The sequence below is a fragment of the Catenovulum sp. SX2 genome, assembly GCF_052056295.1.
GTDB lineage: Bacteria > Pseudomonadota > Gammaproteobacteria > Enterobacterales > Alteromonadaceae > Catenovulum.
Window position 1 is genome coordinate 420,840 of the sequence record NZ_CP182494.1, and the last position, 12,961, is coordinate 433,800.

The window sequence follows — 12,961 nt, forward strand, 5'->3', positions numbered from 1 at the left end:
TTAAATAACATAACAAGAGTTACAACAATGAACACACGATCTCGATTGTTAACCTACATAACAAGCATATTGTGCTGCTGGTTAAGCATTTTCAGCTTAAATGCCACAGCCAATGCAGCTACAACCAACAACCCAACAATACTCTGGGTTAATGGCTCACACGCAGACAGAGCCAAAGTAAATTTACTAAAAGACAATCTCGCCAAAGCCAATATAGAGCTAGTCGCAAAAAGTGCTAAAAGTCTCTTGGATGATAAGCAAGCCAGCCAACAAAACATCCGCAATTTTAATCAATATAACTTAGTGATATTTGCCGGTGTTTCAAAGCGCGACAGCCAAAACAGCTTCGCACCATTAGAGCCTTTAGCTGCAAACAGTCAAACAGACTTGCTCGCATTAAAATGGCAAGACAATCCTAAATTAAACAAAGGATTATCCAGCGAGCAAGTTAACAGCATAATTGCATATTACGAAAATGGTGGCGGTGAAAACATGCGCCGCTTAACTCAATACCTGCAACACAAAGTATTTGTTATGGATGGGCAAAATAGCGCTGCATTTGCCATTCAATCACCTATCGTATTTCCTGATGTGGGTATCTACCACCCACAATATCAAAATCTAGTATTTGAACAATTAACCGATTATTTAACTTGGTACAAAAGCGAGTTTTCAGCCGATATCAAGGCGAATGGCCAAAGCAACCAACCTGTAGTTGGCGTGTTATTTGCGCGTAATTTAATTGAATCAGACAGCACCTTATTGGTGGATGAAACCATTAAAAAATTAGCCGCACAAGGTGTTATCGCGCTGCCGTTTTATTTTGAATTAAGCCCAATGGCGGGTGACTATAGCTATATATTAACTAGCCAAGTTGGCGGCGAAAAACACACAGTAATAGACGCCATTATTAACTATCGTTCAATTCACTGGGCAAACAAACGCAAAGTAGAATTTGAAAACTTAGGCGTACCTGTACTACAAGGTTTAACCTATTACGATGGCAATCAACAACACTGGGAAGCAAGCAGCCAAGGTATTTCACCTAACATGACACCATTCCAGTTAGTTATGCCAGAGTCAGCCGGTGTGACAGATCCAATTATTGTTGCCGCAATGGACAGAAGAACTTCTAAGCTAGAAATTATCGACTATCAACTAGAACACTTAGTTAGCCGCGCGCACAACTGGGCTAAGTTAAAACATAAAAAAAATGCCGATAAAAAATTTACTGTAATGGTTTGGGGCGACAGTGATGTTGGTGCATCTTATTTAAATGTACCAGGCAGTTTGACCTCTATTTCGAACAGTTTAAACCAACAAGGTTATGCGATTAACGCAGTAAAAGATGACTATTTCACTAGCCGTATCGACCGAATTTTAAGCCCGTTTTACCGCAACTATCAGTTAGATGAATTGATAAAAGACGACCTTGCCGAGTTAATGCCAGTTGAAGAATATCTGCATTGGTTTAATCAATTACCTGCCAATATTCGCCAACCAATTAATGACTTTTGGGGCACAGCACAATCAAGCAAATTTATGGTAGTCGAGCGCGAAGGCAAACAATATTTTGTCATTCCACGCATTCGCAACGGCAATATGTTAGTGATGCGCCAACCGCCGCGCTCAGAAAATGAAGAAGACGAAAAACGCTATTACCACGAAGAAACCGTGCCTATGAATCACTACTATTTGGCTGCGTATTTTTACGCTCGCCAATATTGGGCAAGTGATGCAATTGTTCACTTAGGTACTCATGGTTCACACGAATATTTACCGGGTAAAGAGCGTGGATTGTCGTTGTACGACCAAAGCAACCTCGCCACTTGGCATACACCAGTTATTTACCCATTTATTGTTGATGATGTTGGCGAAGCCATGCAAACCAAACGTCGTGGTAGCGCAACTGTTATTGCCCACATGACACCACCATTTGCTGCCGCAGGTTTACAAAACGAAGTGGCCGATTTGCACGAATTAATGCATCAGTACAAGTCACTCGACCAAGGTGGGGTAAAACAAAAGACGGCTGAACAAATTATTGATGCCTGTTTTGACAACAAAATTTGTGAAGATTTAGCGTGGCAACGCACGGATATTTCAGCCAAATTCGATGAATTCTTGCAAGAATTACATGTGTATTTGGAAGACTTAGCCACTGAAAATCAGCCACTTGGCTTACATACATTTGGCGAACTTTCAGTGCAGAAACTCTTGGTTTCAACGCTAATTCAAATGTTAGGTAAACCTTTTAGAGAGCAAGCACTGGCTTATCAGAAAGAGCACCATGACCATGGTGAACATCAGCATGATCACGATGAAGAAGCTCAACAAGATCGCCATTTAGATTTTAATTCAACTGAATTAGAAGCCATTCCAGGATTTGAGTTAATTGAACATTATGTCGTTGAACAACATAAGTTTGATGCTGACTTTGATGAAGCCCTAGTTGAGCAGTTAGAAAAAGCCCGTGAGCTGTACAACAAAATGACAGGTATTCGCGAAATTGAACATTTGTCAGCGGCTTTAAGTGGTAAATATATCCCAGTGAAAACCGGTGGCGATCCAATTCGTCATCCAGATTCATTAGCAACTGGTGATAATCTTTATGGCTTTGATCCAAGCCGAGTGCCAACCCAAGCCGCTTATCAACAAGGTGTAGAATTAACCGAAAAATTAATTGCCGATTACTACCAAAAACACGGTCGGTATCCAGACAAACTCGCTTTTAGTTTATGGTCAATGGAAACCATGCGTCACTACGGTGTATTAGAATCGCAAGTATTGGCGGCCATGGGTGTTAAACCAGTATGGAGCAGCGACGGCCGCGTAACTGGTACTGAAATTATCCCAATGCGCGAGCTAAAACGTCCAAGAGTAGACGTGGTGTTATCGGCAACTGGTTTATATCGCGATGCGTTTCCAAACGTAATGTTATGGATGGCAAAAGCCATTCGCGAAGTAACAGAGCTAAAAGAAGCAAACAACTCCTTGTGGGACAACAGCCAAAAAGTTAAAGCACAGCTGCTTGAACAAGGCATAAGTGAAGACGACGCTGTATATATGTCATCGGTGCGTATTTTCTCGAATGAATCGGGTAACTATGGCTCAGGTTTGGGCGGTTCAACCATAGCATCTGACACTTGGGAAACCGACAGCAAACTGGCTGATTTATACCTATCACGCATGGGTTATGCCTATGGTGACGACAACAGCCGTTGGGGCGAAAAGCTAGCCGATGCGGATTTATACGCCAAACAATTATCTGGCACAGATATCGCCTTGTTCTCGCGTTCATCCAACATATTTGGCATGTTATCGTCGGACGATCCATTCCAATATTTTGGTGGTTTAGCTTTGGCTGTGCGTAACTTAGATGGTCAGTCGCCAGAAATGGTGATCAGCAATTTGCGTGACGCCAACAATGGTAAAGCTGAAAGCGCAGCAACCTTTTTAGCCAAAGAATTACGCACGCGCCAATTCCACCAACGTTGGGTAGAAGAAATGCAAAAAGAAGGTTATAGCGGTGCCGTTACTATGGCGAGCAGCTTAAGTAATTTCTTTGGCTGGCAAGTAATGGATCCAAACCTAGTGCGCGACGACCAATGGGATGAGTTTTATCAAGTTTATGTTAAAGACAAATTAGACGTAGACATTAACGAATGGTTTGAAAAAAACAACCCTAAATCGCAAGCAAATATGATTGAGCGCATGTTAGAAGCAAGCCGCAAAGAATATTGGCAAGCCGATGCACAAACCTTAAAAGACTTGATAGAGCGTTACCAATACCTAGTTAATCAATACAATCTTGTGGTTGAAAATGAAAAACTACGTGAATACGCCGAGCAACAAGCGACAGGTTTTGGTTTAGAGCTCAAATTACCGGTGGCGGAAGCACCTGCACTAGATGTATCGGCCGCAGCCAATGCCCAAGCAACCGAGCAAGTTAGTGGCCAAAAACTTGAAAAGCAGCAACAAAACACCAACCAAGCAGAGCCAGATAACACCATATACGCCATGTTCGCAGGCTGTTTATTGTTTGTATTTGCTGGCGTGTTAAAACAGATGTTGTGGAGAAGGGCGGTTTTAAGCTAACGCTTATATATTGGGCCAGCATTCTGCTGGCCTTGATATTTTACGCCGAGTTTATCTTGGACATTTACTGAACTTTTAGTTATTTGGCAAAATGTTCATGCCATATTGGTGGAACAAAAATATTGGAAATGCACTTAACACATAAATAAATTTTTCGTGCTTTAGCTGTAGGCACTGCTGATTAGCAATGTCGATTTGTTCAGGGAGAGATAACTCTGAATACTTGGTTTTAGCTGGCGCTCCGAGTATTTTATGAGCAGCAACATCGACATTAAATACGACCAATTTCAGCCATGTTTCTTTGGATAATTTTCGCGGATCTGCGAGGTGAGCTATGCCTCTAGTTGAAAGCTGTTTGTACTGTTTACAGTCTTCCAAGGAAGCAGTTTGCGGCGTAAATTCCTCAAGGTTCATAACATCTCGGATTGCTTCAACCATAGGGTAGCTGATGAACATTTTACCCATATCGGTTTCGTCGGAGAAATAGCTTACCATGTCTGCTAATTTTTGGCTGTCATAACTTTCATCGTGGCAGTCCATATCAAAAAACAGGTATATTTGGTTGATGTCATCTACTTCATAGTCTGCAAGAAGGGTTTTGTTCTTTGGAACATCGTTTGATTCTTTTAAGATTTCCAGCGTGTCTAGGGCATAGTCGTCTTCCGACAAAATTTTGTAGAGTTTATAGATGTCGTTGCCGAAACTGCAAGCTACAATATTCTTTTCGTCCAAGAAGAAGCGTTTTAAATTGTTAAAGTATTGGTGCTCTCTTTTTTCGCCTTCAAAAACACACAAAATTATACTTTGCACCTTAGGTTAGTCCTTTATAAATTTTTTCTAAGTTATGGGCTTTTCTCAATTCTTTGTCCACTAGTGTGTAAAAAGGCCATTGCTTCTTATCTAAAATAAAATAGCAATCTGGCCTTAGTAGCTCATTAGACATCAGGCTAATATTATGTGTCGTTAAAATTGTTTGGCAGTTCAATTCAGAAAGCTTTTGAACTATATTTTTGGAAAGTGAGAAATGGTAGTACGCATCAAACTCATCGATGAAAGCGAAGCTTATTTCATTGCTCATGAGTTTTATATACCAGTAATAGAAAATTCCCAGTGACATAGTCCCTGTTGAGGCGACTAAAGAAAATTCTATGTTTTTGTTATCAAATACAAACTCAATAACTTCATCGTGCGCAGGCCCACTTACATCTAGTTTGCAGTCAACACCTGATGAATTTAAGAAGGCTTCAAAATCTTTAATTTTACCCTTTTCAATAATTACTTGAGATAAACGTTTCGAATCAATTACTTGACCATGAAACTCCCTGTTACGGTTAAGAGTTCTAAAAAACACCATACCTTCAACAAAGCGGATAAATTTAAAAAAAGTGTCATTTACTGAATTATCAGCCAGCAAGGCCGTCGCACTAATAAATTTGACCGCTGATATTGCTCGAGACGTAAAGTCGTTTTTTAACGTTTCAGAGCCAGCAAAGCCGAATTTTGCTATGTTGCTTTTACGTCGGTCGATATCTAAAACTGCTTGTTTACCAATAGTTAGCTTTTCATAAATTGTTGTTTTACAATCTAATTTTCCATACTCATACAGCACTTCTGTGTTGTTTATCTCGAAGTAATATTTAAATTCAGCTAAATCATGGCTTGAATCAGCATTGTGGTAATTTGCGCTTAGCGACTGTAATACATTGACGTCATCGTTTAAGTGGCAAGTTATATCTAATATTGCTAACCCTAAATTAGATTTACCTTGGCCATTTTTCCCATAAACTATCGAATGTTTAATAATTTCACCAGAGATAATCTCACGGTTAAATTCATATGCTTTGTTGGTTTTTAGATCAAACTCAAACCAATCGCTGAAATTTCTAAAATTTTTTACGGCAACTTTCGATAACATGGGTATTAGTCCAAACAAGCAGGTTACCTAACTCTAACACAACAAGCTTGTATGCCGTAATTTTTTTACGGCAATAAGCCAAGCTCTTTCAATCGCGAATAGAGAAAAGTTTTTAAGCTTAGAAAATCTGAGAATTGTCTAGCGCCCAAACATTGATAATACAATTATGTTTCATCAAGCATAATTCTAGTAAGCTATCCACCTAAAACTCAGTATTGGATATCCCCTTGTTACAAAAAATCCTAAATTATTTCAAAGCCAATCACAGTAATAACGACGATATACCGTCCAAACAGGCACAGCCATTACTTGAACAAGACAAACAATATCAGATAGTTACTGAATTTTATGATTTTGATGGCACATGCCACAAGGCAGGGACAATACTTGAGTATGTTGACTATAAAGTTTACCCCTACGACAAAGGGCTGACTTTATTGTTTAAACGCAATCAGCAGGATTATGTTATTCGCTTAGCGTTAAACAGCAGAAACGTTGAAGCCATTATTCAACAGGACCTTGCCGAATACATTACACCCATCAAAGCTAACCCTGCTTAAGTAAATCCATAGCTGCTATTTTCACTAAAATTGCATTTTACAATGCTCATTGTTTTATTTTAGAATGTTTTACATCGTTCATTGTAAAAAGGGGAGTGGCGAGCATGCCTAAAGTTAAAGTTGGCGATAAAATTACTGAGTTGTCTTTACCCATGTTAGATGGCAAGCGTTTTGAGATTAATCAGCTTGCAGGAAAACGCTATTTGTTAAGTTTTCATCGGTTTGCTAGCTGTCCGTTTTGTAATTTACGAATTCATCAGCTCACACAACAAGCTGATAATTGGCCGCAGCAATTTACTGTGGTGGCGATATTCGATTCTACATTGGCTGATTTGCAAGCCACCAGTGAAAAACATCAAGCGCCATTTTATATTTTGGCCGATCAAACTAATCAATATTATCGGCAGTTTGCGGTTGAGCACTCTTGGCTGAAAACCCTGAAAGGCGGTTTAATTCGTTTGCCGCAGTTGTGTTATGCCATGTTTGTTAAAGGTTATTTTCCTTGGAAAATCAGTGGTAAATTGCATACTATGCCGTTGGATATTTTGGTAGATGAAGCTGGTGTGGTGGTTGAAGTGCATTATGGTAAAGACGAAGGTGACCATATTGATATAGCCCGTATTAATCAGTTTACAATTGGAGTAGGTAGTGGGGCGACACAAAGCGTTTGAACCAGAGGTAGTAAAGCAGCAATTATTATTGGCTTTTTGGGAGCTAGGCTACGAGGCTTGTACCTATGCTGCGCTTGAAAAACGCACTGGGGTGACAGGCAAAAGTTTGGTTAATACCTTTGGTGATAAAAACAGTCTGTTTGAATTGGCATTAAAGGATTATTTAGCTTTAGTTGATACTGTACTGGCTGAACGTTTTACCGCAGCGAATAAACATAGCATAGTGCAATTTTTTACTGATTTAGCGAAATCAGAGCCAACTAGCCCGCGCAATTTTGGCTGTTTTATTTGTAATGCTTTGTTCGAAGCGCACGCACCACAAAACTTAGTGGAACACGCGCATAGTGCATTTACAGAAAAGCTGACAAATGCTTTTCAACGTGCGCTAGCTGCTGATGATATTGCTCATGCGCCAGAGGTTGCGCAAGTATTTGTTAGTTTATTTTGGGGCGTAATGACAGAAGTTCGCCAAGCGAAATCGACTCAAGTTGTTCAGCCTAAATTAGCCAGCATAGAGCTATTGTTGCAAAAACTGTGACTGCTGTTTTCAATGCGCTTTAGCGTTTTGCTAATTCGCGTTCAGTGCAATTAGTGAACTACACTTTATATAAACCTAACCAACGAACGGACGCTATTTATGAAAAAAGTTTACACAAGCGAAAATAGTTTTTTAGTGCACAATGCGAAAAATCTAATTGAAGCCCAGGGCATTCATGTTGTGCTTAAAAACGAATTTGCCCAAGGTGCCATGGGAGAAATATCGCCATTCGATTGTTGGCCTGAGTTATGGGTAAATGAAGCTGATTTTGCAGAAGCTGAACTGGTTATTACCGAAGCAAGTTTAACTGCCAACAGCCAAGAGGCTGACTGGGTATGTACCAGTTGTGGTGAAGAGAATAGTGCGACTTTTGAGATATGTTGGAGTTGCCAAAAAGCACGTTAGTTTAAATTTGTCGGCCATTTAAAGTGGCCGACAAATTGAAAAAATGGCCGACAAAACCTCAAATGTGGCCGACATTAACCATCTTTAGATATTTCACTAAGTACAGTTAAACTGTCGTTTTCTATACGCAACTGCTGTATACCTAGTGCAGAGGTTAAGATCAAAGTATTGCCACTCACTATTAAGTCGTTACATGCATAACTGTTGTCTAATGGCTGGCGGACTAAACCTTTAACGGTTTGTTCGTCAGTCACGGGTGTACCATCAATATCGACTAAATCGTCTGATTCATTTGCAATTTGCTCTATGCTAAATTTAACCAAACCTTCCTTTTTATCACAAACATATAAAGTGTTGTTGTGTAATCCCAAACCATGCGGTTCGTACAAATCTAAGTATAAAGATTCGATTACTGGTGAGCCTATATTGCTAATATTAATTACGCCAACGACATCTGTACTATCGCTATTGAAGTCAGTGTCACCATCTCTAATGGTGTAATACGCGGTATCACCAATGGCAATTACTGGGTCGTATGCGCGTAAGTGGGCAATTTGCGAAATTTGGTTAAATTTGTTGTAAGCGTTTGGGGTGTTGTCTGGTTCATAAATGAGTACACCACGTTGAGTTCCGAACATTAGATATTCGTTTTGATAGTTAAAAACAGTTTCTAACCTATTCCAAGCCCGGGTGCTTGAAGTGAGCTCAGGAAATAATTTGTTCTGTAGCTGGAAGGTATATATGGTTGAGTCTTCGACGAAAACCAGCTCATCTTGAAAGATCGTCATGGCCGCTAACGAGCCGCTTTGCCCTGAGCTTGCAGAACCAGAGCTACCTTCTTGGCAAGCTGGCAAACATAACAAGGTTAACGAGATTGTGAGTATTTTCTGTAATTGCATGTTAAAGCTCCACATCCCAGAAGAAAAAGCGTTTACCACCTTTAATTTCATATCCTACAACCATCCCTTTATTTTCATTTATTTCAATGCGTTCACCTTTATTGGAAAAATAGGCGTTTGAAGGCAACCAGTTTTCGGCATTTGGGTAAGGCAACAGGTTTTCACTACGCTGATAGCTAAAGGGGGAGGCCAACTCAATCGCAACAATATCTGTAAAGCTGTTCACGTACATAACGCCATTCAACACTTCCATATCCGTCGCGCCAACCACACTGACATAAGCCAAATATTTTGGGTTAGTTTGATCTGTGTTGTCGAAAATATAAATACCTTTAAAGCGGTCGTTTACAAATAAATAATCGTTAAATAGATATATCTTTCCTGGGGTGTGTATTTCTTGATATTCGCGAATTAGTGCGCCTTCGTTGATTGCTGACTGAGTTTCCGTGTTTGCATTATCCGCACTAAAGTAGACTTGATTACGTTTGCGGATTTTGTCCCAAGGCATATATAAAGGCTTAACTTCGCAAGAAGTACGTTTACCATTGGGGTACTCGCAGTTATCTATTATCAAGCTACCGGTTATACCTAGGCTACCAATCAAAACGATTGGCAACTGTAAGCCAATAGAAAAAGCTGATGTTCTTCGGTTGGAGTTTTGTTGAAAATTCAAGTAAAAACCAGTTAAGGCGGCGGCTAAACAAGCTGCAACTATGTCAAGCAGATTGAATGTACCTGCCAGCCAGCTTATCGCAACAAACTTAAGCTGAAGCAGTTCAAATCCAATATTAATTAACAACCAAGTTGCGGGGATTTTCCAATAACTATTTTTGGATAAGCCTGTAATTGCGGCTGTTAAACACGACATAATAATAACGTGGATAAAACTGGGCAATGCACCATTTACCACGCTGGGTTGCGCTAGAGCTGGCCAATCAAAGCGAAATTGAGCCATAAAGGGCAATAAATCTAAGTAGGTATTCGCTTCACGACAACTAGCGTAAAAACATAATCCAAAAAGAGTAAATATTATCGACAGGAAAAAATTGAGGGATCTATACTGCAATTGAGTCATCCTTAACCTATATAATTCATTTATTTAAGTGAGGGCGAGTATACTGAGAAGTATACTCATTCTCAAACAAATTATGTTTAAATTGACTCCAATGAATAAGCAGGTGTAGGAAATATCAATCGCCGCTGCTAATAAACTCAGCAATATCGTGTACCGGAGCAACCCAAAGCTGCTGTTGATGTTTACGAATATATTCTAGTAACGCTAAATGGGTATCCGCATCAATATTTAGACCATGCTCGCCGCCAACACCGTGAAATAAAAATATAAGCAAAGCCTGTTGTTTAATGGCTTGGTCTACTTGCTCAGTTAATTGGGCGAGTGTTTGTCCATGCACCACATAAGCTGGCATATTGTACCTGTCTATATTGTTTGGCGTGGTTAGCTGATAATGCACGCCTCGAGCGCCGCTAAATAAGGGCTTGATGTCTTGAATGAAGTTATCTTTGCCTGCTGTAGTATCACCACAGGTATAAGCAAATGAGCGAGTATTTTTTCCGGTTAGCGCTGTAAGTGTGGTGTTGGCTATTTTTAGATTATTGATCAGCTGTTGTTTGCTCCATTTAGCTAAATCACGGTCTGTTGCGACCCAATCTCTATTTGGTAAATCGGCTCTACATGGATGAAACAAGGTATGATTACCTAATTCATGCCCTTGATTTGCCACTTGCTGCCAAGCCGCTAACCTTTGACGAAATGCGTCGCTTGCGACAGTTAAATAAAAGGTGCCCTTAAAATTAAATTGGTTGAGCTGTGGGGCGACTATGTCTAAATGCACATTTAATGCATCGTCATAAGTTAATGCGATAGCGGCTTGTTTGCCATTCCAGAGTAAATTTTCTGCTTGTACTGAAGCACAAGTTAGACAGAAAACGAGCACGAGTTTTATTTTAGTTATCATAGAGTTTGTTTTGTTAGTTTGTGTGATGGGCCGAGTATATCTTTAATATGTCACTTTGTCTAAGTGACTATTAGGTTTGTTTGAATTGACCCTAATGACTAATCAGGTGTAGGCTTATTGGATAGCCGATTGGATGTATGTATGAAATTTCAAAACCCAGTTAAAAAGTTTAAAGATGATCTCGAAGTAAAAATTAGGGAATCAGCCATCAATGCAGCACGCTCACGGATTATTTTAGCTGGCCTCAAGCCGGAAAATTTAGATCCTGAAGAGTTAGAAGTAATAGTACGCGAAGAAGAAGATAAAATTCGCAGTCGCATTAAAGAAAAAGGTTTGTTCGCCTTAGCTGCTGCTTTGGGTTTAGGCTGGTGGATTTAATAAACAAGGTGAATAAAGATGTTTAGTCCACTCATTCGTTTGGGTTTACTCGCCAGTTTTTGGCTGAAATACAAAAGCAACATCATCAAAACCTTGTTTGCTGTACTGGCGTTAGCTATTGTCCATTATGTCTATCAAGATGTAGTTGAGCTGTTTAGCCTTAATCAACAACAAAATTACTTAACGTACGCACTTGTAGTTAAATGGCTGGTCATTTTATTAATTATTGGTTTTTACGTATTTTCTTTAAAAGTACAAGCGAATAACAATTCACAGCCAATTAAGGTTAAAAAATCGACTAAATCCACAGCTGCGGATAACAGCAATTCTGCAAATTCAAACTCAGCTGACGTTGATCCTTTTGAGCAATTCCGCCATAAACCCAAGTTGCGCTCTCGCTCTGATTTAATGTTAGAGAAAAAGCGCTCACAAAAGTCTTAGCTCGCTTTACTTCCATATTTTTTGCACATTGTTTGCACCTTAGTTGCAAATTAACTGAGTAAGCTCCTAACGTACCAATTATTAGGAGCTTTAAATGAAATTCTCAATAACTATGAGTTTAGTGAGTTGCTTATTATTTTCTGCAGGCAGCTATGCTAAACCGCCTAGACCTTGTTTTGCTCAGCTAGACGTTAACTCTGACGATGTTTTAAGTTATGCGGAGTTTTCAGCTGAATTGCCACCACATCACAGCGGTGAAGATATATTTGCCCAAATGGATGTAAATGCAGATCAGCTTGTTTCGAAAAGTGAATTTGCCCAGTTTAAACCTGATCACACAAGCAAATTTAGCCTATTAGATAACAACTCTGATGGGGTGATTTCGTACGCAGAATTCACGGCAATGCCTATTCCTCATGGTGATTACCAAACCGTCTTCAATACGATAGATGTCGACGGTAGTGGTGATATCACTGCAGAAGAAATGCAAACCCATCATCAACAAATGCGCCACCGTAAACCACATCACCTAAACAAAAAAATGCCAAGCACAACAGGAGAATGTAATGATTAATTCCACACAATCCTCTATGCAAATGCCGCCGCCACCGCCAAGAGATGGTCGTGAGCAGCAAAGCTTAACTGATGAACAAAAAACGCTGATCAGTGATACGTTAGCTCAGTATGATGCTGAAAATTTAACTGAAAGTGATGCGCAAAGTATTATTGCGGCATTCTCTGAAGCAGGTATTCATCCTAGCCGTGAAATGGAAGAGGCTATGTCTGAACTGGGTTTTGAAGCGCGAGAAATTGGCGAGTTAGCTGGTTTTGATGGTCGTCAAGGGCCGCCACCACCTCCGCCTGGAAATCAACAATCAGACGAGCAAATTAGTCAGTTAGTTGACTATTTAAGTGAAGCGATTGAAGAAAAATTAGCTGAAACAGACGTAACTGAGTTGTCTGATGAAGATAAAGCGCAAATATTGGCAGAAGCACAACAGAAATTTGGTTTAAAACAAACCGATTCGATAATTGATACCACTGCTTGATACTTGATTTATAGCTGTCAGCGCAGTTGAT

14 protein-coding genes are annotated in these 12,961 nt (G+C 39.8%); 9 read left to right on the forward strand and 5 right to left on the reverse strand.

Features of this window, described 5'->3' with window-relative positions; genetic code table 11:
• Positions 1-27 precede the first annotated feature (27 nt).
• Positions 28-4,098 (forward strand): cobaltochelatase subunit CobN, encoded by a 4,071-nt coding sequence (locus ACMZOO_RS19110; RefSeq protein ID WP_440906480.1) that lies wholly within the window; start codon positions 28-30, stop codon positions 4,096-4,098.
• A 75-nt stretch (positions 4,099-4,173) separates the two neighbouring features.
• On the opposite strand, the gene ACMZOO_RS19115 is transcribed toward ACMZOO_RS19110, so the two are convergent.
• Both ACMZOO_RS19115 and ACMZOO_RS19120 read right to left on the reverse strand, forming a co-directional pair.
• Positions 4,174-4,908 carry a hypothetical protein gene (locus ACMZOO_RS19115; protein WP_440906481.1) on the reverse strand — a complete coding sequence of 245 codons (735 nt, stop codon included), beginning with the start codon at positions 4,906-4,908 and terminating at the stop codon, positions 4,174-4,176.
• A 1-nt stretch (position 4,909) separates the two neighbouring features.
• On the reverse strand, positions 4,910-6,013 hold the full coding sequence (locus ACMZOO_RS19120) for an AAA family ATPase (RefSeq protein WP_440906482.1): 1,104 nt from the start codon (positions 6,011-6,013) through the stop codon (positions 4,910-4,912).
• Between the two features lie 227 nt (positions 6,014-6,240).
• Between ACMZOO_RS19120 and ACMZOO_RS19125 the strand changes: the two genes are divergently transcribed.
• From ACMZOO_RS19125 to ACMZOO_RS19140, 4 genes are all read left to right on the forward strand, one after another.
• Complete coding sequence (locus ACMZOO_RS19125; protein ID WP_440906483.1) at positions 6,241-6,573, forward strand: hypothetical protein; 333 nt, start codon at positions 6,241-6,243, stop codon at positions 6,571-6,573.
• 104 nt (positions 6,574-6,677) lie between these two features.
• The gene (locus ACMZOO_RS19130; RefSeq protein ID WP_440906484.1) at positions 6,678-7,244 is read left to right on the forward strand and encodes a peroxiredoxin family protein; all 567 of its coding nucleotides are present in this window, start codon (positions 6,678-6,680) and stop codon (positions 7,242-7,244) included.
• The gene (locus ACMZOO_RS19135) at positions 7,222-7,782 is read left to right on the forward strand and encodes a TetR/AcrR family transcriptional regulator (RefSeq protein WP_440906485.1); all 561 of its coding nucleotides are present in this window, start codon (positions 7,222-7,224) and stop codon (positions 7,780-7,782) included. Before ACMZOO_RS19130 ends, ACMZOO_RS19135 begins: the two co-directional genes overlap by 23 nt.
• A gap of 99 nt (positions 7,783-7,881) precedes the next feature.
• Entirely contained in the window at positions 7,882-8,187 is a 306-nt protein-coding gene (locus ACMZOO_RS19140; protein ID WP_440906486.1) for a putative signal transducing protein, read from the forward strand.
• 74 nt (positions 8,188-8,261) lie between these two features.
• Here the strand turns inward: ACMZOO_RS19140 and ACMZOO_RS19145 are convergent, their stop codons facing one another.
• From ACMZOO_RS19145 to ACMZOO_RS19155, 3 genes are all read right to left on the reverse strand, one after another.
• Positions 8,262-9,086 carry a hypothetical protein gene (locus tag ACMZOO_RS19145; protein WP_440906487.1) on the reverse strand — a complete coding sequence of 275 codons (825 nt, stop codon included), beginning with the start codon at positions 9,084-9,086 and terminating at the stop codon, positions 8,262-8,264.
• A gap of 1 nt (position 9,087) precedes the next feature.
• The gene (locus tag ACMZOO_RS19150; RefSeq protein WP_440906488.1) at positions 9,088-10,041 is read right to left on the reverse strand and encodes a hypothetical protein; all 954 of its coding nucleotides are present in this window, start codon (positions 10,039-10,041) and stop codon (positions 9,088-9,090) included.
• Between the two features lie 235 nt (positions 10,042-10,276).
• Entirely contained in the window at positions 10,277-11,062 is a 786-nt protein-coding gene (locus ACMZOO_RS19155; protein ID WP_440906489.1) for a polysaccharide deacetylase family protein, read from the reverse strand.
• A gap of 141 nt (positions 11,063-11,203) precedes the next feature.
• Between ACMZOO_RS19155 and ACMZOO_RS19160 the strand changes: the two genes are divergently transcribed.
• The 4 genes from ACMZOO_RS19160 to ACMZOO_RS19175 all read left to right on the forward strand — a co-directional run bounded on the left by ACMZOO_RS19160 (position 11,204) and on the right by ACMZOO_RS19175 (position 12,930).
• Complete coding sequence (locus tag ACMZOO_RS19160) at positions 11,204-11,440, forward strand: hypothetical protein (protein WP_440906490.1); 237 nt, start codon at positions 11,204-11,206, stop codon at positions 11,438-11,440.
• A gap of 18 nt (positions 11,441-11,458) precedes the next feature.
• Positions 11,459-11,881: a hypothetical protein gene (locus ACMZOO_RS19165; RefSeq protein WP_440906491.1), complete on the forward strand. Its 423-nt coding sequence runs from the start codon at positions 11,459-11,461 to the stop codon at positions 11,879-11,881.
• 94 nt (positions 11,882-11,975) lie between these two features.
• The gene (locus tag ACMZOO_RS19170) at positions 11,976-12,455 is read left to right on the forward strand and encodes an EF-hand domain-containing protein (protein ID WP_440906492.1); all 480 of its coding nucleotides are present in this window, start codon (positions 11,976-11,978) and stop codon (positions 12,453-12,455) included.
• A complete protein-coding gene (locus ACMZOO_RS19175; RefSeq protein ID WP_440906494.1) occupies positions 12,448-12,930 on the forward strand; it encodes a hypothetical protein in 483 nt (160 codons plus the stop codon). The genes ACMZOO_RS19170 and ACMZOO_RS19175 overlap by 8 nt, the downstream gene beginning before the upstream one ends.
• Positions 12,931-12,961 lie beyond the last annotated feature (31 nt).